This window comes from Kitasatospora sp. CMC57 (genome assembly GCF_045866025.2).
In the GTDB taxonomy this organism is placed as follows: Bacteria; Actinomycetota; Actinomycetes; order Streptomycetales; family Streptomycetaceae; genus Kitasatospora.
Genome location: NZ_AP035881.2, coordinates 2,823,165 through 2,842,941, shown reverse-complemented (window position 1 = coordinate 2,842,941; position 19,777 = coordinate 2,823,165). Strand labels below are relative to the sequence as shown.

Genomic DNA, 19,777 nt, shown 5'->3' with positions numbered 1-19,777 from the left:
TTCCAGATGCCGGACCGCCCGGGAGGCCCGGGCTTCCGTGCCAGAGTCGGCCCGCCTTCCCGGCGCACCCGAGTGCTCCTGCTGACCGCAGGCGTGCTGGCGGTGCTCTTCCTGCTGTTCGTGATGTTCGCGGGGCTGTGGACCGACTGGCTCTGGTTCAAATCGGTCCGCTACTCCTCCGTCTTCTCCGCCCAGCTCTGGACCAAGGTCGGCCTGTTCGCCGTCTTCGGCCTGGTGATGGCACTGGTGGTCGGCCTCAACGTCTGGCTGGCGTACCGGTTGCGGCCGCCGCTGGCCGCGATGTCGGTCGAGCAGCAGAGCCTGGACCGCTACCGGATGGGCATCGCCCCGTACAAGAAGTGGCTGCTGCTCGCGGTCGCGCTGCTGGTCGGCCTGGTGGCCGGGGCGGCGGCGGCCGGGCAGTGGCGGACGTGGATGCTCTGGACCAACGAGACGCCGTTCGGGGTGAAGGACAGTCAGTTCCACCTGGACGTCTCGTTCTACGCCTTCGAGCTGCCCTGGTACGAGTTCCTGCTCGGCTTCGCGTTCAGCGCGGTGATCGTCTCGCTGCTGGCCTCGGTGGTCGTGCACTACCTGTACGGCGGCCTGCGGCTGCAGGGCCCGGGGCGGAAGGCGAGCTCCGGCGCCCAGGGTCATCTGGCCGTGCTGCTGGGCCTGTTCGTGCTGCTGAAGGCGGCCGCGTACTGGCTGGACCGGTACGCGCTGGCGGTCAAGTCCGGTGCGTACAAGGGCGTGGACGGCTGGACCGGCCTGCGGTACGTGGACGCCAACGCGTTCCTGCCGGCCAAGACCATCCTGTTCTTCGTCGCGATCATCTGCGCGGCGCTGTTCTTCCTCACCCCGATCCGGAAGACCTGGGCCCCGGCCCTGATCGGCTTCGGGCTGATGGCGCTCTCGGCGGTGCTGATCGGCGGGCTGTACCCGGCGATCGTGCAGCAGTTCCAGGTCAAGCCGAACGAGCAGGCCAAGGAGACGCCGTACATCCAGAAGAACATCGACGCCACCAGGCAGGCGTACGGCATCGCGGACAGCCAGACCCAGCAGTACGCACCGAAGGCGACCACCAACGGCGACGCGCTGAAGGCGGACGCGCAGACCATCGCGGACATCCGCCTGCTGGACCCCAATGTGGTCTCGCCGACCTTCCAGCAGATCGAGCAGCAGCGCTCGTACTACAAGTTCCCGAAGACGCTGGACGTGGACCGGTACAACAACGGCCAGGTCGGCGGCCAGGACACCGTGATCGGTCTGCGCGAGCTGAACCTCACCGGGGTGCAGCAGCGGAACTGGATCAACGACCACTTCAAGTACACCCACGGCTACGGCGTCGTCTCGGCCAAGGGCAACCAGGTCAACGACAAGGGCCAGCCGGTCTTCACCGAGTCGGGTCTGCCGTCCACCGGCGCGCTGGGCGACTACCAGCAGCGGATCTACTACGGCGAGGAGACCAAGACCTACTCCATCGTCGGCGGCACCAACCAGGAGATCGACTACTCCACCGACGCCGGTGACAAGCAGTACAAGTACACCGGCGACAGCGGCGTCTCGCTGAACAACGCGTTCACCCGGGCCGCGTACGCGGTGCGCTTCGCCGAGCCGCAGATCCTGTACGCGGGTGCCATCACCGACGGCGCCAAGGTGATCTACGACCGGACGCCCAAGGAGCGGGTGGAGAAGGTCGCGCCCTGGCTCTCGATCGACGCCGACCCGTACCCGGTGGTGCAGGACGGCAAGCTGGTCTGGGTGCTGGACGGCTACACCACCTCGGACGGTTACCCGTTCGCCTCCAAGACCACCCTGGGCGACGTCACCAAGGACTCGCTGACCGACCAGCGCGGGCGCACGCTCACCTCGGTCAACAAGGTCAACTACATCCGGAACTCGGTGAAGGCGACCGTGGACGCCTACACCGGCGAGGTGACGCTCTACCAGTGGGACGACGCCGACCCGGTGCTGAAGACCTGGATGAAGGCGTTCCCCGGCACGGTCAAGGCCAAGGCCGACATCCCGACCACCCTGGTGCCGCACCTGCGCTACCCGCAGGACATGTTCAAGGTGCAGCGCGACCTGCTCGGCCAGTACCACATGACGGACGCCAACTCCTTCTTCAACGGCACCGACATCTGGCAGGTCCCGGTGGACCCGACCACCAACTCCGGTGCGGTACAGCCGCCGTACTACATGACGGTCCGGATGCCCGACCCGGCGGTGACCCAGGCGAGCTTCTCGCTGACCACCACCTTCGTGCCCAGCAGGCGGGACAACCTGGCGGCCTTCATGGCGGTCAGCGCGGACCCGGGGCCCGAGTACGGGAAGATCCGCATCCTCAAGGTGCCCGGTGACTCCAACACCCTCGGCCCCAAGCTGGTGCAGTCGCAGTTCAACTCGAACACCGACGTGGCCAACAAGCTCAACACGTTGAAGATCGGTGGCGACTCCGACATCGAGTACGGCAACCTGCTGACCCTCCCGGTCGGCGGCGGTCTGCTCAACGTGGAGCCGGTCTACGTGCGCGGGCGCGGCGCCGACTACCCGGTGTTGCAGAAGGTGCTCGCGGTGTACGGCAACGACAACGTGGCCTTCGAGAACACCCTGGAGGAGGCGCTCAAGAAGGTGCTCGGCAACGCCACCACGGTGACTCCGACCACGCCGACGGTGCCCACCACCCCGGGCACCACGCCGACCACGCCCACCACCCCGACCACGCCGGGGACGGTCAACGCCGACCAGGCCAAGGCCATCGCGGACGCCCAGAAGGCGTTCAACGACGGCGAGGCGGCCCAGAAGGCGGGCGACTGGGCCAAGTACGGCGAGGCGCAGAAGGCGCTCAAGGCCGCGCTGGAGGCCGCTGCGGCGGCCGGCCAGCAGAAGACCGGCTGACGGTCGGACGACGGCCGGCCGAGGCACGGCTGAGGTACGGCCGACGTCCGGCGGTTAACGAGCTGCTCCACCCCCGTGTTATGGTTGGGACACAACGACGCGGGGTGGAGCAGCTCGGTAGCTCGCTGGGCTCATAACCCAGAGGTCGCAGGTTCAAATCCTGTCCCCGCTACTCTGAACCGAAGGCCCGGAGATTCTTCTCCGGGCCTTCGGTGCTTCCTTATTCAGGGCGCTCACCATGGTCCACTCCGGTACGATGCGTGCCCGGGGTTTGTGGGGGTCAAGTGTCGGGAAATCGACAAAGCGCTGAAGCAATCTCGCCGGGCTTCGGCCCGCCCCGCCAAAACCTGGCCGGGGCAGGTGTACGCGGGTTGCGGGTGATGCGACGATGGACCACATGGGGGACGCCGTACGGCAGTTGACTCCCTTGGCCAAGGGGAGTCGTCGTCAGCGCCGAATCCGACACGTCCCCGGCGGGTGCAGCAGCACTCGGGGGGAGCGGGAGTCGGCATGAAGCTGATCGGCAGGAACGATCCGGGCAGTGGGGGCAAGGCGGGCGCGGGGGCGGCCGACACCGAGGCATGGGCGCAGAGCGAGGAGACCGCCGCGGCGCTGCCCGCCCAGCGGACCAGCGGACTGACCGTCAGCCGGACCGACGCCGGGTACGGCCCCGACAGCCTGGTCCGGGTGTCCGCGCGTCAGTTCGCGCCCGCGGCCGGCAGCTACGGCCCGCAGTCCGCCGTCGAGCCCACGCCCGAGCAGGACAGCTTCGAGACCGCGCTGGCCGCCCGCGAGCAGGCCGCCCTGGAGTCGAGGCACCGTCAGGCGGCCGACCAGGGCGACCCGAACGCCGCCAGCCAGCTCGGTGCGCTGCTGCTCCGCCGGGGTGACCTGGCGGACGCCGAACCGTACCTGCGCACCGGCGCGGCCGCCGGGCTGCGGGCCGCCGCCAACAACCTGGGCGTCCTGCTGCACACGCGCGGCCACCGGGCCGAGGCCGCCCAGTGGTGGCGCCAGGCCGCGGTGGCGGGCTCCGCCCCGGCCGCGCACGCGCTCGGGCTGCAACTGCGCGACCAGGGCGAGGAGGAGGCCGCCGAGTACTGGCTGCACTTCGCCGCCGAGCACGGTCACCCCCTCGGGGCGTACGCGCTGGGCGATCTGATGGAGCACCGGCGCGACGTGCGGGCCGAGCGCTGGTTCAAGGTGGCCGCCGACGCGGGCCACCGGGAGGCCGCGTACCGGCTGGCCCGGATGCGTGAGGCGGCGGGCGACAAGGACACCGCCGAGACCTGGTACCGGACCGCCGCCGCGCGCAGCCACGCCCGCGCGGGGCTGCGGCTCGGGGTGCTGCTGGAGGACCGTGGCGACCTGGACGACGCCGCGCGCTGGTACCGGCAGGCGGCGCAGAACGGCGAGCCGCGCGCGGCGTGCGCGCTGGGCTTTCTGCACCGCGATGCGGGTGACCTGACGGCTGCCGCCGAGTGGTGGCAGGAGGCCGCCGAGGCGGGCGACGGCAACGCCGCCAATGCGCTCGGCGCGCTGCACGCCGGGCGCGGGGAGGCCGCGGACGCCGAGCGGTGGTACCGGGCGGCGCTGGAGGCGGGCGACCAGAACGGCGCCTTCAACCTGGGCCTGCTCTGTGCGAGCGCCGGGCGCGAGGCGCAGGCCGAGCAGTGGTACCGGCGCGCGGCGTACGCCGGACACCGGGAGGCGTGCAACGCGCTGGCCGTCGTGCTGCTCCAGCGCGGCGATGAGTCGGGGGCGGAACCGTGGTTCTCGAAGGCCGCCGAAGCGGGGAGCGTTGACGGGGCGTTCAACCTGGGGGTTCTGCACGCCGGGCGCGGGGAGCTGCAGCAGGCGCACGAGTGGTACGCGCGCGCTGCGGCCGAGGGGCACGGCGAGGCCGCGTTGCAGCTGGCCGTGGCGCTGGAGCAGCGCGGGCAGCTGACCGGCGCGCTGGAGCGCTACCGGCAGGCGGCGGCGGGCGCCTCGGCGGAGGGCGCCTTCCGGCTGGCCTCGCTGCTGGACCGGCGCGGTGACGCGGACGACGAGGCCGAGCACTGGTACGCGGTCGCGGCCGACGCCGGGCACCGGCGCGCGCAGGTCCGGATGGGGGTCAGGGCCGCGGAGCGCGGTGCGCTGGAGATCGCCGAGAGCTGGTACCGGCGGGCGGCGGAGGCGGGGAGCCGTAGCGCCGCGTTCAACCTCGGGCTGCTGTTGGCCCGTCAGGACGAGGAGGCGGAGGCGATGGTCTGGTACACCCGGGCCGCCGACGCCGGGCACGGGCGGGCCGCGCTCCGGCTCGCGCTGCTCGCCCTCCGACGGGGGGAGCCGGTGCAGGCGGAGAACTGGTGCCGCCGGGCCGCCGACGCCGGCCCCGCCGAGGTGACGGAACGGGCTTCGCGACTGCTCGGTGCGCTGCACGCGGAGCTCAGCGCATAACCGGGGGCCCGGGGCTCTGCTGATGTGCGGCTCCGCCGCGCGGGCGGCGCCGCACATCAGGAGCGCTCGACGTGCGTACGAGGTCGAGCACTTTCGCAGTGAACCGAACGCCGGCTCTCCTCGTATCTAGGAGCAGGTAGGGCAGAGGCCGCGGTAGGTGATCTCCGCGCCCGAGATGACAAAGCCGAAGCGTTCCGCTGCCGGCAGCGCGGCGATCAGGTCACCCTGGGGGTGGACGTCGCGGATCGAGCCGCAGCCGGAGCAGATGAGGTGCTGGTGGGCGTGGCGGGCGTTGGGGTCGTAGCGCTTGGCGCGGCCGTCGGTGGCGACCTCCATGACCTCGCCGAGGGAGACCATCTCGCCGAGCGTGTTGTAGACCGTGGCACGGCTGATCTCGGGGAGAACGGAGACCGCGCGGGCGTGCACCTCGTCGGCGGTGAGGTGGACGTGGTCGCCGTCGAGGACCTCGGCCACGACACGCCGCTGCGAGGTCAGACGCCAGCCGCGTCCGCGAAGTCGTTCCAGCAGGTCACTCATGGGATCAGGGTAAGCCACGTTCTCGACTTGGTTCCAGTGTTGACTTAGACAAAGTCCAAGCTAGGATCAAGCCAATACTTAGGCACGGTACGACCGGATACGCGGAGGCATCCCGACATGACCACCCAGGACGAGCTGCGGCCCACGCTGACGACGGAGGCCGGCGCCCCGGTCGCCGACAATCAGAACACCGAGACCGCGGGTATAGGCGGCCCGGCTCTGATCCAGGACCAGCTGCTGTTCGAGAAGCTCGCCCACTTCAACCGGGAGCGCATCCCGGAGCGCGTGGTGCACGCCCGTGGTGCCGCCGCGTACGGCACCTTCACGGTGACCGGTGACGTCACCGCGTACACCCGGGCCGCGTTCCTCTCCGAGGTCGGCAAGGAGACCGAGACCTTCCTGCGGTTCTCCACCGTGGCGGGCAACCTGGGCTCGGCCGACGCCGTCCGCGACCCGCGCGGCTTCGCGCTGAAGTTCTACACCGAGGAGGGGAACTACGACCTCGTCGGCAACAACACCCCGGTGTTCTTCATCAAGGACGCCATCAAGTTCCCGGACTTCATCCACACCCAGAAGCGTGACCCGTACACCGGCTCGCAGGAGGCGGACAACGTCTGGGACTTCTGGGGCCTCTCGCCCGAGTCGACCCACCAGGTGACCTGGCTGTTCGGCGACCGCGGCATCCCGGCCTCGTACCGGCACCTGGACGGCTTCGGCTCGCACACCTACCAGTGGCAGAACGAGGCCGGCGAGTACTTCTGGGTGAAGTACCACTTCAAGACCGACCAGGGCATCAAGAACCTCACCGCCGAAGAGGCCGCCAAGCTGGCCGGCGAGGACCCGGACAGCCACCAGCGCGACCTGCGCGAGTCGATCGAGCGCGGTGACTTCCCGAGCTGGACGGTCAGCGTGCAGATCATGCCCGCGGCCGACGCGGCGAACTACCGGTTCAACCCGTTCGACCTGACCAAGGTCTGGCCGCACGCGGACTACCCGCTGGTCGAGTTCGGCAAGCTGGAGCTCAACCGCAACCCCGACAACGTCTTCGCCGAGGTCGAGCAGTCGATCTTCTCCCCGGGCCACTTCGTGCCGGGCATCGGCCCGTCGCCGGACAAGATGCTCCAGGGCCGCCTGTTCGCCTACGCGGACGCGCACCGCTACCGGGTCGGCATCAACGCCGACCACCTGCCGGTGAACCGCCCGCACGCCACCGAGGCGCGCACCAACGCCCGGGATGGTCACCTCTACGACGGCCGCCACGGCCGCTCGAAGAACTACGAGCCGAACAGCTTCGGCGGTGCCGTCGAGACCGGCCGCCCGCTCTGGGCCGCCGTGCCGGTGACCGGCACCACCGGCACCACCGAGGCGCCCTCGCACAGCGAGGACAACGACTTCGTCCAGGCCGGCAACCTCTACCGCCTGATGACGGAGGAGGAGAAGCAGCGCCTGATCGCCAACCTCTCCGGCTTCATCGCCAAGGTCTCGGCCGACCGCGACGACATCGTCGAGCGCGCGATCAACAACTTCCGCCAGGCCGACGCCGACTACGGTCAGCGCCTGGAGGACGCCGTCCGCGAGCTGCGCAAGCAGAAGTAACGGCACCTCTGACTGCGGGGCCCCGGAGACGTTCGGTCGTCATCGGGGCCCCGCACCCGTTGGGTCCGCAGACGTACGGCGATACGGGGCGTCAGACGCTGAGCTTGCGCAGCGTCTCGTCGTGCAGCAGGCCGTTCGAGGCCACCGCGTCGGCGCCGTTCGGTCCTTCGATCCCGTCCAGGCCGGTGAAGCGGCCGCCGGCCTCCTGCACCACGATGCACGGCGCGGCCATGTCCCAGAGGCTCAGCTCGGGCTCGGCGGCGATGTCCACCGCGCCCTCGGCGACCATCATGTACGACCAGAAGTCGCCGTACGCGCGGGTGCGCCAGCAGGAGCGGGAGAGGTCGAGGAAGGCGTCCAGCCTGGCCCGCTCCTCCCAGCCGGTGAGCGAGGAGTAGGAGAGCGAGGCGTCGTCGAGCCGGGAGACCGAGGAGACGTGGATCCGGCTCGCCTTGGCCAGGCTGCGGCCGGCGTACGCGCCCAGGCCCTTGGCGGCCCACCAACGGCGTTGCAGGGCCGGGGCCGAGACGATGCCGACCACCGGGTGCTGCTCACCGTCCGGGCCGACCTCGAGCAGCGAGATCAGCGTGGCCCAGACCGGGACGCCCCGGACGTAGTTCTTGGTGCCGTCGATCGGGTCGATCACCCAGCGGCGCGGCCCCGAACCCTTGAGGCCGAACTCCTCGCCGAGCACCGCGTCGCGCGGCCGGGCGCGCTGCAGCACGCTGCGCACCAGCTCCTCGGCGGCCTTGTCCGCGTCGCTCACCGGGGTCAGGTCGGGCTTGGTCTCGACCTTGAGGTCCAGCGCCTTGAAGCGCTCCATGGTGATCGAGTCGGCCGAGTCGGCGAGGACGTGGGCGAGTCGGAGATCGTCGTGGTAATCGGCCATGCCCGAACACTAGGCGAGCGTCCACGGATCTGGACACTCCGGCTCGCGCACTGGACGCTCCGTCAGTGTCCGGAGCCGCTCAGCTGGAGTCCGATCACCCCGGCGATCACGAGGGAGATCGAGACCAGCTTGAGGGTGGAGGTGGTCTCGTCCATGAAGAGCATCCCGTAGATGGCCGTCCCGGCGGCGCCGAGACCGGTCCACACCGCGTAGGCCGGGCCGACCGGCAGGGTCTTGAGGGAGAGGGTGAGCAGGCCGAAGCTGCCCAGGGCGAAGACGCAGAAGCTGATGGTGGGCCAGAGCTTGGTGAAGCCCTCGCTGAGTTTCAGGTTGATCGCGAAGCCGGTCTCCAACAGTCCGGCGATGACCACCAGGGCCCATGCCATCGAGCCGACTCCCCTCGAAAGGCCGGACCGATCGGTCCGACCTTCCTATGATCACCGCGCGAGGGGATTCCAACACTTCTGACGGGCCGAAAGACTTCGGTCAGTCACCTTCGCGGGTCTCCTTGGAGGAGAGCAGCCGACGGAGCGAGTACAGCCGGGCCTGCTCGGCGTGGCCGTCGGCGACCCAGGCGTCCAGCGCGCAGTCCGGTTCGTCGTGGCTGCACGCGCGGGGGCAGCCCTCGGTGCCCGGCTCCAGGTCGGGGAAGGCCAGGATGACCCGGGACGGGTCGATGTGGGAGAGGCCGAACGAGCGGAAGCCGGGGGTGTCGATCACCCAGCCGGGATCGAGCGCCTTCTTGGAACCCGGCTTCGCCCCGGGCGGCGGGGGCAGCCGCAGCGCCAGGGCCGAGACGGTGGTGTGCCGTCCCCGGCCGGTGACCGCGTTGACCACGCCGGTGGTCCGCTGGTGCAGCGGCACCAGCGCGTTCACCAGGGTGGTCTTGCCGACGCCGGAGTGCCCGATGAAGACGGTCGAACGCCCGCGCAGGTGGTCGCGGACCGCCTCCGCCCCGGCGGTCTCCAGCTCGTCCCGCCGGGTCACCACGTAGTCGATGCCGAGCGGCGCGTACGCCTCCAGCAGCGGTTCGGCCGAGGCCAGGTCCGCCTTGGTGAGCACCAGCAGCGGCCGCATCCCGGCGTCGTACGCCGCCACCAGGCAGCGGTCGATCAGCCGGGGCCGGGGCTCCGGGTCGGCCAGCGCGGTGACGATCGCCAGCTGCTGGGCGTTGGCCACCACGATCCGCTCGTACGGGTCGTCGTCGTCGGCCGTGCGGCGCAGCACCGAGCGGCGCTCCTCGACCCGGACGATCCGGGCCAGCGTGTCCGCCTCACCCGACAGGTCGCCCACCACGTGCACCACGTCGCCGACCACCACGCCCTTGCGGCCCAGCTCGCGCGACTTCATCGCGATCACCTGACGCTCCTGCTTGGTGCCCGCCTCCACCAGGCAGGTCAGCCGGCCGCGGTCGACGGTGAGGATCATCGCCTCGGCGGCGTCCTCGTGCTTGGGCCTGATCCTGGTCCGCGGCTTGGAGCCTTTGCGGCCCGGGCGGTTGCGGATGTCGTCTTCGTCGGCGTCCTTGCCGTAACGGCGCATCTGTCCCGACTCCCCGTCAGCCCTGGCCGAGCAGGTCGGCCCACATCTGCGGGAAGTCCGGCAGGGTCTTCGCGGTGGTCGCGACGTTCTCCACCTCGACGCCGGGGACGGCCAGGCCGATCACCGCGGCGGCGGTGGCCAGCCGGTGGTCCTCGTACGTGTGGAAGACGCCGCCGTGCAGCGGTCGCGGCTTGATCCGGAGACCGTCCTCGGTCTCGGAGGCGTCGCCGCCCAGGTCGTTGATCTCCTTGACCAGCGCGGCCAGCCGGTCGGTCTCGTGCAGCCGCAGGTGTGCGATGCCGTAGAGGTGCGACTCGGAGTCGGCGAGCGCCGCCACCGCCGCGATCACCGGGGTCAGCTCGCCCACGTCGTGCAGGTCGGCGTCGATCCCGTGGATCTTGCCGGTGCCGGTGAACTCCAGCCCCTCGTCGGTCAGTTCGCAGCTGCCGCCCATCCGGGTGTACAGCTCGCGGAGCTGGTCGCCCGGCTGGTACGTGTGCTTGGGCCAGTCCCGGACGGTGACCCGGCCGCCGGTGACCAGCGCGGCGGCGAAGAACGGCGCGGCGTTGGAGAGGTCCGGCTCGACCACCAGGTCACGGCCGATCAGGGCGCCGGGGGTGACCCGCCAGACGTCCTTCTCGCCGCCGTCCTCCGGCGCGTCCACCTGGACGCCGGCCTTGCGGAGCATGTCCACCGTCATCCGGATGTGCGGGAGGGAGGGGACGGGGCCGCCGATGTTCCGGATCTCCACGCCGTTGTTGTAGCGGGCGCCCGAGAGCAGCAGTGCGCTGACGAACTGTGAGGAGGCGGAGGCGTCCAGCTCGACCGGGCCGCCGTCCAGCGCGCCGGTGCCGTGCACGGTGAGCGGGAAGCCGCCACGGCCGCCGTCGTCGATCCGGGCGCCGAGGGCGCGCAGCGCGTCGATCACGCCGTGCTGGGGGCGCTCGTAGCTGCGCGGGTCGCCGTCGAAGTGCACGGCGCCGTCGGCGAGGACGGCCAGCGGGGGCAGGAAGCGCATCACGGTGCCCGCGTTGCCGACGTCCACCTGCGCCGGGCCACGGAGCTGGCCGGCCGGGATGACCCGCCACGCCTCGCCGCCGCCGGTACCGCCGCTGGCGTTGTTGACCGTCTCCTCGATGCCGACGCCCAGCGCGCGCAGGCCGTCGGCCATCAGCTGGGAGTCCCGGCTGCGGAGCGGCCGACGGATCCAGCCCGGTCCGTCCGCCAGCGCGGCCAGCACCAACGCACGGTTGGTCGCCGACTTCGATCCGGGGATGGTGACGACGGCATCGACGGCGCCGGTCGCAACGGGGGCGGGCCACAGGGCTTCGGTCATGGGGCCCAGTCTAGGGGCCCTCGCTGCACACACCGCTGGGCCGGACCGTCGGTAGGGCGCCCGGTCGACGGGGTCGCGTCGCCCACCCGACGGACCCGCGCACCGGCGGAGCCCCCGCGCCCCTGCCGTCCGAAGCGGGCTACGCGAGCAGCCAGGTGCCGCCCACGGCGAGGGAGGCGAGCGCGACGAGGAGGAAGAGGGTGACCCAGAAGAGGGGACCGATGTGGGTGAGATGGGCGAGCTGGTCGGCGTCGGTGCCGCGGGCGCCCTCGTGGCGGCGCTTGCCCTGGAGCTCGAACACCGGGCGGACGCCGGCGAGCAGCAGGAACCAGACGCCCGCGTAGGCGAAGGCGGCCTGGAGCTGGCTGCTGCCGTACCAGGAGATGAGGAAGAAGGCGGCTCCGGTGATCACCACGGAGAACAGTCCGAAGGCGTTCCGGACCATGACGAGCAGCCCGGCGAGCAGCACGATGGCGATCCAGAGCAGCTGGGTGACGTGCTGCCCGGCCAGCAGGGCGGCCCCGCCGAGGCCGAGCAGTGGGGGAGCGGTGTACCCGGCCGCCGCGGTGAGGATCACGCCGGGGCCGGTCGGCGCCCCGGAGGAGATGGTGAGGCCGGAGGTGTCGGAGTGCAGCCGGATGCCGCCCAGCTTGCGGCGGGTCAGCAGGGCGGCCAGGCCGTGGCCGCCCTCGTGGGCGATGGTCACCACGTTGCGGCTGAGCCGCCAGACCGGGTGGGGCAGGATCGCGAGCAGGGCGACGGCCGCGCTGCCGAGGACCAGCCAGTGGGGTGGGGCCGGCTGGGTGGCGGTGAGCGTCTCCCACAGTCCCGCGAAGTCCATTCCGTACCTCCTCGCCGCGTTCGGACCAGCACCCTCCCATGCCAGGACGGCGGGAGGGAACCGCCCGGTTCTGCCGATCGGGCCGCGGGCCCGTGGCAAGCTGATCACCATGTGCGGACGTTTCGCCTCCACCACCGCGCCCCAGGACCTGGTCGAGGTCTTCGGGGTCGAGCACTGGGACCCGACCGAGACCCTCGCGCCGAGCTGGAACGTGGCGCCCACCGACCCGGCCTTCGTGGTGCTGGACCGGCCGCCGAAGGGCGGCGGGAAGCCCGTCCGGCAGCTGCGGGTGCTGCGCTGGGGACTGGTCCCGGCCTGGTCGAAGTCGCCAGAGACGGCGGTGAAGATGATCAACGCCAGAGCGGACACCGTGCACGAGAAGCCCGCCTACCGGCAGGCGTTCGCCTCCCGGCGCTGCCTGCTGCCGGTGGACGGCTACTACGAGTGGGAGACCATACCCGGCGAGAAGGGCAAGCCGCGCAAGCAGCCCTTCTTCGTGCACCGGGCCGACGGCACCGCGCTGGCACTGGCCGGGCTGTACGAGTTCTGGCGGGACCGCCGGTACCCGGGCGACCACCCCGAGGCATGGCTGGTCACCTGCACCGTGGTCACCACCGACGCCGAACCCGAGCTGGCCCCGATCCACCACCGGATGCCGCTCTTCCTCGACCCGGCGGCCTACGACGCCTGGCTCGACCCGGCGGTGGACGACCCGGACGAGCTGCGCGGTCTGCTGACCCCGCCACCGCCCGGTGCCCTGCTGGCCCGGCCGATCGGTCCTGCGGTCGGCAACATCCGTAACAACGGCCCCGAGCTGCTCCGCCCGCTCAGCGAGATCGAGCCGGACGGCAGCACCCTCTTCTGACGGAGCGCCATGCTTGTCACCACCCCGGTCGGCGACGCCCGGATCACCCTGCACCCCGCCGAGGGCAGGGCGCGAGCCCTGCTGGCGCTCGGCCACGGAGCGGGCGGCGGGGTGGAGGCCCGCGACCTCCAGGCGCTGGCCGCCGTGCTGCCCGCGCGCGGGATCACCGTGGCACTGGTCGAGCAGCCCTGGCGGGTGGCCGGGAAGAAGATCGGCCCGGCCCCGAAGACCCTGGACGCGGCCTGGCTGCCTGCGATGGCCGAACTGGCCGGGCAGCGCCTCCCGCTGGTGGTCGGCGGCCGCAGCGCCGGTGCCCGGGTGGCCTGCCGGACGGCCGGGCAGGTCGGCGCCGTCGGCGTGCTCGCGCTGGCCTTCCCGCTGCACCCGCCGGGCCGGCCGGAGCGCAGCCGGATCGAGGAACTGCTCGGCACCGGCCGCCCGACCCTGGTGGTCCAGGCCGGCCAGGACACCTTCGGCACGCCCGGGGAGTTCCCCCAACTCCCGGCCGGCCACAGGCTGGTGGCGATCCCGTATGGCAGCCACGGCTTCGCGGTGCCCAAGCGGGCCCCGCTCGGGCAGGACGAGGCGCTGGAGCTGATCACCACGGCGGTCGGCGACTGGATCCTGGAGCTCTGAACCGTCACTGCGGGGCTCCGGACCGCCCGGCGGGAATTCCCTGACACCCGTCCCGGTTGACACCTGACGTCAGCAAGGTGTCCCGGTAGGAAAGCAGGGCAGGATGGGTTCGATCGCATGCCCCGAACGGCCGGACGAGCGGGCGGCGACCGGTGTCGCAGTGCCCGACTGGTCCGAGTGGCTGGTCGCGGGCGAGAAGCCCGTCAGCCCGATATCCTCGCTGTCGGGTCGGCCCACTCCGGTGCCGACTCGTGAAGCCGAGGAGGTGGGTCCGGTCGTCGGAGCGGAGCACGAGGCCGAGCCGGTCGAGACCGAGCCGGGCAGCGAGATGCTGACCGGTGACGAACTGGCCGAGGCGATCGGTGAGGACACCTTCCGGGTGTCGGTCGACGAGACCGAGGACGCCAGACGCGACCGCTTCGAGCGGGACGCCCTGGGCTACCTGGACCAGATGTACTCCGCCGCGCTGCGGATGACCCGGAACCCGGCGGACGCCGAGGACCTGCTCCAGGAGGCGTTCGCCAAGGCGTACGCGTCGTTCCACCAGTTCCGTGAGGGCACCAACCTCAAGGCCTGGCTGTACCGGATCCTCACCAACACCTTCATCAACTCGTACCGGAAGAAGCAGCGGGAGCCCCAGCGCACCGCCGCCGAGGAGATCGAGGACTGGCAGCTGGCCCGCGCCGAGTCGCACATGTCGACCGGTCTGCGGTCGGCCGAGACCCAGGCGCTCGACCACCTGCCGGACAGCGACGTGAAGGACGCCCTGCAGGCGATCCCGGAGGAGTTCCGCATCGCGGTCTACCTCGCGGACGTCGAGGGCTTTGCGTACAAGGAGATCGCGGACATCATGGGTACCCCCATCGGCACGGTGATGTCCCGACTGCACCGTGGCCGCCGTCAGCTGCGCGGCATGCTGGAGGACTACGCCCGTGAGCGCGGGCTCGTCCCGGCCGGCAGCGGGGCAGGGCAGGAAGCGAAGGGCTCGGGCTCATGAGCTGCGGCGATCCGCACGACACCGACTGTGGAGAGGTGCTCGACCACCTCTACGAGCTGCTCGACAACGAGATGGCCGAGGGCGACTGCGCCAAGCTGAAGGTGCACTTCGAGGAGTGCTCCCCATGCCTGGCGGAGTACGGCCTCGAACAGGCCATCAAGGCGCTGGTGAAGCGCTCGTGCAGCAGCGAGCACTCCCCGGCCGACCTGCGTGGCAAGGTGCTGGCCCGGATCGACTCGATCCGGGCGGGGCAGCGGGCCGGCGAGTCGTTGACGGTGGCCGAGGCCACCGAGTAGTCCCCGTACCGGTTCGCGGTCCGGTCGGTCATCACTCGTTCGAGTGAGTTGGCACTGCGCCGACCGGGGCATTCCGCGATCGGGCGTCCGCTCCGCCGGGCCGGGCCCTATTCTCCTGACGAGCACTCAGCCCTTGGGTGCCCGAGGGGAACTGCGGCCGTGGCGGGGAGGCGGAGATCGCTGGCGAGGACGCGGGCCCGGCCCTGCCGGGAGCGGCGCGACGGTACGGCGCCGTGGTGGTGCTCGGCGCCGTCGGCGCCCTGCTGCCGCTGGTGCTGCCGGGGCCCGGCTGGCTGACCGGTCCGGTGGACTGGCCCCGGGTCGGGCTGCTGGCGGTCCTGAACGTCTGTTGGGGTGCGCTCGCCCAGGGTGGGCCGACCCCGTGCCTGCGCCTGCTCAGGGCCGCGCTGTTCGGTCGCCGTCGGCCCGCCGCGCCTCCCTCGGCGCCGGAGCGGGCCGGGCCCGCCTTTCTCCCGGTGCTGTTCGCCGGAGTACTGATGCTGCCGCCGGCCGCCGCCGCGCTGGTCGCGCTGCCCGCCGCCCTGACCGCCGCGGTGCCCCCGCCACGGGCCGGCCGCCGGGTCTGGAACGCCTCGCAGCTGGCGCTGTCCGCGTTCGCCGCCGCCGTGCTGTTCCGGCTGCTGCCCGGGCCCGAGCTGCTGCTCGGCTCCCGGTTCCCGGTCGCCGTGCTGCCCGCGCTGGCGGCGGTGCTGCTGTTCTGCCTGGTCAACTGCGCGCTGGTGAGCGGGATGCGGCGGCTGGTGAGACCCGGGCTGCCCTGTACTCCGCCGCCCGGTGCGGTGCTGCTGCCCGCGCTGCTGCACGGGGCCGGCGGGCTGATGGTCGCGGTGCTCTGGCAGGGCCCGTACGGCGCCTTCGCGGCGGTGCTCGCGCTGCTGCCGTTCTCGATCTCGGCCTGGGTCTCGGCCCAGGGGCACCGGGAGCGGACGGCCCATCAGGCCACCGTCCAGGCGCTGGTCCAGGCGGTGGAGATCAAGGACGCGTACACCCGGGGCCACAGCGAGCGGGTCGGCCGGGCCGCCGTGCTGATCGCCCGCCAGCTCGGGATGGCCGAGGATCGGCTGCGCACGCTGCACTTCGCGGGCACCCTGCACGACGTGGGCAAGCTCGGGGTGGCCACCGAGCTGCTGCGGCGGAACGGTCCGCTGACCGAGGCCGAGCGGCGGGCGGTCGAGGTGCACCCGGTGTTCGGCTTCGAGCTGGTCCGGGGGATCGACTTCCTCGGCGAGGCCAGGGACGGCATCCTGCACCACCACGAGCGGCTGGACGGGCGCGGGTACCCGAACGGTCTGGCGGGGGAGCGGATCCCCGAGTTCGCCCGGATCATCTCGGTCGCGGACGCGTTCGACTCGATGACCACGACCCGCTCCTACCGGCGCGGCCGTCCGGTGGCCGAGGCGGTGACCGAGCTCCAGCGCTGCGCGGGCAGCCAGTTCGACCCGGCGATGGTGTGGGCGCTGGTCGAGGCGGTCCGGTTGCACGGTTGGGAGCCCGCGCTGCCGCCGCCCGGCGGCTGGGACGGGGAGGTGCCGGACATCCCGCTCGGCGTCCCCGAACCGGCCCGCCGCCCGGCCGGTGACCTGCTGCCGGGTGCACCGTGACCACGGCACTCCGCGCCGCCGCCGCCCTGCTCCTGCTGCTGACCTGCGCCGACGCGTTCCACCACGGCATCTCCGCGCCCCAGGTGGCGGCCGCCTTCGCGGCGGTGATCGCGGTCGGCGAGCGGGTCAGGGTCACCCTCCCGGGCGATCGCGAGCAGGCACCGATCGGCACCGCCGTCGCGCTGGCGTACGCGCTGCTCGGGCCGCTGCACGGGCTGCCCACCACGCACGGCGTCTCGCAGGTCGTCGTGGTGGCCGGTCTCGGCACCCTGGCCGGACTCGCGCCGCTGCGCGGCCGGCGCCGCCACCGGAGCTGCCGGCCGGAGCCGGGGCGGGTGGACGGGGCGGTCCGGCGGCTGCTGACGGTGGGCTTCGCGGCGCTGCTGTTCCAGCCGCTCTACAACAGCGGTGCGCTGGACCAGCTGCCGCTGGGCGGCCCCGCGTACGGGGTGTTCCTGACCGGGGTGGCGGCGCTGGCCGCGCTCTGCGACGCCACCCTGGGAGCGGTCCAGCGGCGGGCCAGGACCGGGCTGCGGTTCGGGGCCGCGCTGGAGGACGAGCTGCGCTCGCTGCTCGGGATCGGTTCGGCGATCGTCGCCACCGGGATGCTGATCAGCCTGCTGGCGGGGGAGGTGGGGCTGTGGGCGCTGCCGCTGTTCTGCGCCCCGCTGCTGCTGGCCCAGGCCGCGTTCCGGCGGGCGGCCGCCGTCCGGGCCACCACAGGACAGACCATCGAGACGCTGGCCAGGGCCACCGAGGTGGCCGGGTACACCCCGCCGGGCCACGCCCGCCGGGTGGCGGACACCGCCTGCGCGCTCGGCCGCGAGCTGGGCCTCGGCAGCCGGGACCTCGCCCTGCTGGAGTACGCCGCCCTGATGCACGACATCGGCCAGCTCTCCCTGGTGGAGCCGGTCCCGGACGGGGCCACCGCCCTGTTGCCCCAGCCGGAGCAGCAGCGGATCGCCCGGCTCGGCAGCGAGGTGATCAGCCGGACCGGGGTGCCGAGGCAGGTGGCGGGCCAGGTGGCCAGGCTCGCCGATCCCTGCCACGGGCCGGACGGCGGCGCCGACCGCACGCTGCCCCTGGCGGCCCGGATCATCCGGGTGGCGAACGCCTTTGACGACCTGTCAGCGGCCGCCCGCCGCCGCGGCCTGACCGAACAGGCCGGGCGGCAGGAGGTGTTCGAACTGCTCCGCTCGGACCGCGGCCGGCTCTACGACCCCAGGGTGCTCGACGCACTGGCCCGATCCGCCGCGGTCGTCGCCCGACCTGACTGAACGCCCGTGCGAGGAGCGCGGCCGACGGGCGGCGTGGTTGGATGCGGTCATAGCGTGGAAAGCCGGGGAAGAATCCCCCGACGGACCGGGGTACGGCACACCGGCGGACGACTACGGCAGGGACGGAACGTGAGGATCTTCCACCGCGCACGACACCGCCCGTCGGCGACCTGGCGGCAGACCACCGACCGCGCCTTCACCCTCATCGGTGACGGCCGCTACGAGGACGCCGGGCCGCTGCTGGTGATGGCCGCCGACCTGGAGCCCTGGCTCTCCGACTCCTGGTTCAACCTCGCCCTGCTGCACAAGTTCCGCCGGGACTGGGACCAGGCGAGATCCGCCGGCCTGCGCGCGGTGGCCCTGCTGGACCGCGAGCAGGGCGCCCCTGACTGGTGGAACCTCGGCATCACCGCCACCGCTCTCCAGGACTGGCCGCTGGCCCGGCGCGCCTGGCAGGCGTACGGCCTGCGGCTGCCCGGCGGCGCCCAGGACGGCACCGTCCAGCTCGACCTGGGCACCACGCCGGTCCGGCTCTCCCCGGAGGGCGAGGCCGAGGTGGTGTGGGGGCGGCGGCTCGACCCGGCCAGGATCGAGGTGCTCTCCATCCCGCTGCCTTCCTCGGGTCGCCGCTGGGGCGAGGTGGTGCTGCACGACGGCGCCCCGCACGGCGAGCGGGTCGCGGACGGGGTGGCGTACCCGGTGTTCGACGAGATCGAGCTCTGGGCGCCCTCGCCGGTGCCGACCTACGTGGTGCTGCTCCAGGCCGCCACCGCAGCCGACCGGGACGCGCTGGAGCGGCTGGTCGCCGACGCGGGGTACGCGGCCGAGGACTGGACCTCCTCGGTCCGGCTGCTCTGCCGGGCCTGCTCGGAGAGCCGGATGGCGGCCGACGACGGCCGCACCGCGCACCACGACCCGCACGACGACGGCGACGCCGCCCACCCCGGCCACCTCAGCCACCTCAGCCAGGCGGGCTCCGGCCTGTCCTGGCTGACCGAACGGGAGTGCGGGATCGCCGCCCCGGCCAAGTTGGTCGGCGCCCTGCTGGACGGCTGGGTGGCCGCCTCCCCTGCCGCCCGGGCCTACCGGGACCTCGAAGAAGTCTGCTGAGTAAGGGCCGGTGCCCCGTCCGGCGCCGTACTCTTTACCCGGTAGATCTCCGGCAGACCCAGAAAGCGGAAGCAACGATGGCGGACCAGCACGACCACGCGCACGACCACGACCACCCGCACGACCACGATCACGCGCACGGGGAGACCCCCGAGCCCAAGGTGGTCGGCGAGCTGCCCGACCTCTCCAAGGGCACCGCCCGGCCGATCACCGTGGTGGGCAACCCCGTGCTGCACCGCGAGGTCAAGACGGTCACCGAGTTCGACGCGGAGCTGGCCACGCTGATCGACGACATGTTCGTCTCGATGTACGCGGCCGAGGGCGTCGGCCTGGCGGCCAACCAGATCGGCGTGGACGCCAAGGTGTTCGTCTACGACTGCCCGGACGACGACGGCGTCCGGCACGTCGGCCACGTGATCAACCCGGTGCTGGAGGAGCTCCCGGCCGGCCGCCGACAGCTGGACGACTCCGCGGAGGGCTGCCTCTCGGTGCCCACCGCCTACATGGAGCTGGCCCGCCCGGACTACGCCGCGGTCACCGGGCAGGACAAGCACGGCAACCCGATCCGGGTCGAGGGCACCGGCTTCTACGCCCGCTGCCTCCAGCACGAGACCGACCACCTGTACGGGTACCTGTACATCGACCGGCTCTCCAAGCGGGACCGCAAGGACGCGCTGCGGCAGATGGCCGAGGGCACACCGCGCTACGCCACCGTCGCCAACGACTGACGGCCGCTCAGGGGCCGGTCCGGGGCAGCAGCCCCGGGCCGGCCCTTCGTGCTGTCCGGCCTCCGGCGGATCGTCCCGGCTCCCGGGGCGGCGATCAGTTCGAGAGCGCCACCACACCGCCACCACACCGGGGTCGACCACCATCGGAGAGGCCCTGTCAGC

The 19,777-nt window shown here is 72.2% G+C and carries 17 protein-coding genes and 1 tRNA gene; 12 read left to right on the top strand and 6 right to left on the bottom strand.

Annotation, left to right across the window (positions count from 1 at the left end; all coding sequences use genetic code 11):
- Window positions 1-6 precede the first annotated feature (6 nt).
- The 3 genes from ACKUU6_RS12450 (at window position 7) to ACKUU6_RS12440 (ending at window position 5,343) form a co-directional block, all read left to right on the top strand.
- Window positions 7-2,901 carry a UPF0182 family protein gene (locus ACKUU6_RS12450; protein ID WP_407992106.1) on the top strand — a complete coding sequence of 965 codons (2,895 nt, stop codon included), beginning with the start codon at window positions 7-9 and terminating at the stop codon, window positions 2,899-2,901.
- Between the two features lie 98 nt (window positions 2,902-2,999).
- Window positions 3,000-3,073 (top strand) — tRNA-Met (locus ACKUU6_RS12445).
- Window positions 3,074-3,411: 338 nt separating this feature from the next.
- On the top strand, window positions 3,412-5,343 hold the full coding sequence (locus ACKUU6_RS12440) for a tetratricopeptide repeat protein (protein WP_407988567.1): 1,932 nt from the start codon (window positions 3,412-3,414) through the stop codon (window positions 5,341-5,343).
- A 126-nt stretch (window positions 5,344-5,469) separates the two neighbouring features.
- On the opposite strand, the gene ACKUU6_RS12435 is transcribed toward ACKUU6_RS12440, so the two are convergent.
- Window positions 5,470-5,880 carry a Fur family transcriptional regulator gene (locus tag ACKUU6_RS12435; protein WP_407988566.1) on the bottom strand — a complete coding sequence of 137 codons (411 nt, stop codon included), beginning with the start codon at window positions 5,878-5,880 and terminating at the stop codon, window positions 5,470-5,472.
- Window positions 5,881-5,997: 117 nt separating this feature from the next.
- On the opposite strand from ACKUU6_RS12435, the gene ACKUU6_RS12430 reads away from it, so the two are divergent.
- Complete coding sequence (locus ACKUU6_RS12430; protein WP_407988565.1) at window positions 5,998-7,476, top strand: catalase; 1,479 nt, start codon at window positions 5,998-6,000, stop codon at window positions 7,474-7,476.
- A 91-nt stretch (window positions 7,477-7,567) separates the two neighbouring features.
- Here ACKUU6_RS12430 and hisN read toward each other — a convergent pair whose 3' ends face one another.
- The 5 genes from hisN to ACKUU6_RS12405 form a co-directional block, all read right to left on the bottom strand.
- Window positions 7,568-8,365: a histidinol-phosphatase gene (gene hisN, locus ACKUU6_RS12425; protein ID WP_407988564.1), complete on the bottom strand. Its 798-nt coding sequence runs from the start codon at window positions 8,363-8,365 to the stop codon at window positions 7,568-7,570.
- A 62-nt stretch (window positions 8,366-8,427) separates the two neighbouring features.
- Window positions 8,428-8,751, bottom strand: coding sequence for a DMT family transporter (locus tag ACKUU6_RS12420; RefSeq protein ID WP_407988563.1), 324 nt, complete (start codon window positions 8,749-8,751; stop codon window positions 8,428-8,430).
- Window positions 8,752-8,851: 100 nt separating this feature from the next.
- The gene (gene rsgA / locus ACKUU6_RS12415; protein WP_407988562.1) at window positions 8,852-9,907 is read right to left on the bottom strand and encodes a ribosome small subunit-dependent GTPase A; all 1,056 of its coding nucleotides are present in this window, start codon (window positions 9,905-9,907) and stop codon (window positions 8,852-8,854) included.
- A 16-nt stretch (window positions 9,908-9,923) separates the two neighbouring features.
- Window positions 9,924-11,243: a 3-phosphoshikimate 1-carboxyvinyltransferase gene (gene aroA / locus ACKUU6_RS12410; RefSeq protein ID WP_407988561.1), complete on the bottom strand. Its 1,320-nt coding sequence runs from the start codon at window positions 11,241-11,243 to the stop codon at window positions 9,924-9,926.
- A 139-nt stretch (window positions 11,244-11,382) separates the two neighbouring features.
- Window positions 11,383-12,084 carry a M50 family metallopeptidase gene (locus ACKUU6_RS12405; RefSeq protein WP_407988560.1) on the bottom strand — a complete coding sequence of 234 codons (702 nt, stop codon included), beginning with the start codon at window positions 12,082-12,084 and terminating at the stop codon, window positions 11,383-11,385.
- Between the two features lie 109 nt (window positions 12,085-12,193).
- On the opposite strand from ACKUU6_RS12405, the gene ACKUU6_RS12400 reads away from it, so the two are divergent.
- From ACKUU6_RS12400 to def, 8 genes are all read left to right on the top strand, one after another.
- Complete coding sequence (locus ACKUU6_RS12400; RefSeq protein WP_407988559.1) at window positions 12,194-12,949, top strand: SOS response-associated peptidase; 756 nt, start codon at window positions 12,194-12,196, stop codon at window positions 12,947-12,949.
- A gap of 9 nt (window positions 12,950-12,958) precedes the next feature.
- Entirely contained in the window at window positions 12,959-13,585 is a 627-nt protein-coding gene (locus ACKUU6_RS12395) for an alpha/beta family hydrolase (protein ID WP_407988558.1), read from the top strand.
- 265 nt (window positions 13,586-13,850) lie between these two features.
- Window positions 13,851-14,582, top strand: a complete 732-nt coding sequence (locus ACKUU6_RS12390; protein WP_407992105.1) for a sigma-70 family RNA polymerase sigma factor — start codon at window positions 13,851-13,853, stop codon at window positions 14,580-14,582.
- On the top strand, window positions 14,579-14,878 hold the full coding sequence (gene rsrA, locus ACKUU6_RS12385) for a mycothiol system anti-sigma-R factor (protein ID WP_407988557.1): 300 nt from the start codon (window positions 14,579-14,581) through the stop codon (window positions 14,876-14,878). Before ACKUU6_RS12390 ends, rsrA begins: the two co-directional genes overlap by 4 nt.
- 137 nt (window positions 14,879-15,015) lie before the next feature.
- Window positions 15,016-16,500, top strand: a complete 1,485-nt coding sequence (locus ACKUU6_RS12380) for an HD-GYP domain-containing protein (RefSeq protein WP_407988556.1) — start codon at window positions 15,016-15,018, stop codon at window positions 16,498-16,500.
- Window positions 16,497-17,777, top strand: coding sequence for an HD-GYP domain-containing protein (locus ACKUU6_RS12375; protein WP_407988555.1), 1,281 nt, complete (start codon window positions 16,497-16,499; stop codon window positions 17,775-17,777). The genes ACKUU6_RS12380 and ACKUU6_RS12375 overlap by 4 nt, the downstream gene beginning before the upstream one ends.
- Window positions 17,778-17,906: 129 nt before the next feature.
- On the top strand, window positions 17,907-18,887 hold the full coding sequence (locus tag ACKUU6_RS12370; RefSeq protein WP_407988554.1) for a tetratricopeptide repeat protein: 981 nt from the start codon (window positions 17,907-17,909) through the stop codon (window positions 18,885-18,887).
- A gap of 77 nt (window positions 18,888-18,964) precedes the next feature.
- Complete coding sequence (gene def, locus ACKUU6_RS12365; RefSeq protein ID WP_407988553.1) at window positions 18,965-19,615, top strand: peptide deformylase; 651 nt, start codon at window positions 18,965-18,967, stop codon at window positions 19,613-19,615.
- Window positions 19,616-19,777 lie beyond the last annotated feature (162 nt).

Coding starts and splice junctions, on each gene's coding strand:
- ACKUU6_RS12450 (WP_407992106.1), top strand. CDS start 7: ATGCCGGACCGCCCGGGAGGCCCGGGCTTCCGTGCCAGAGTCGGCCCG.
- ACKUU6_RS12440 (WP_407988567.1), top strand. CDS start 3,412: ATGAAGCTGATCGGCAGGAACGATCCGGGCAGTGGGGGCAAGGCGGGC.
- ACKUU6_RS12435 (WP_407988566.1), bottom strand. CDS start 5,880: ATGAGTGACCTGCTGGAACGACTTCGCGGACGCGGCTGGCGTCTGACC.
- ACKUU6_RS12430 (WP_407988565.1), top strand. CDS start 5,998: ATGACCACCCAGGACGAGCTGCGGCCCACGCTGACGACGGAGGCCGGC.
- hisN (WP_407988564.1), bottom strand. CDS start 8,365: ATGGCCGATTACCACGACGATCTCCGACTCGCCCACGTCCTCGCCGAC.
- ACKUU6_RS12420 (WP_407988563.1), bottom strand. CDS start 8,751: ATGGCATGGGCCCTGGTGGTCATCGCCGGACTGTTGGAGACCGGCTTC.
- rsgA (WP_407988562.1), bottom strand. CDS start 9,907: ATGCGCCGTTACGGCAAGGACGCCGACGAAGACGACATCCGCAACCGC.
- aroA (WP_407988561.1), bottom strand. CDS start 11,243: ATGACCGAAGCCCTGTGGCCCGCCCCCGTTGCGACCGGCGCCGTCGAT.
- ACKUU6_RS12405 (WP_407988560.1), bottom strand. CDS start 12,084: ATGGACTTCGCGGGACTGTGGGAGACGCTCACCGCCACCCAGCCGGCC.
- ACKUU6_RS12400 (WP_407988559.1), top strand. CDS start 12,194: ATGTGCGGACGTTTCGCCTCCACCACCGCGCCCCAGGACCTGGTCGAG.
- ACKUU6_RS12395 (WP_407988558.1), top strand. CDS start 12,959: ATGCTTGTCACCACCCCGGTCGGCGACGCCCGGATCACCCTGCACCCC.
- rsrA (WP_407988557.1), top strand. CDS start 14,579: ATGAGCTGCGGCGATCCGCACGACACCGACTGTGGAGAGGTGCTCGAC.
- def (WP_407988553.1), top strand. CDS start 18,965: ATGGCGGACCAGCACGACCACGCGCACGACCACGACCACCCGCACGAC.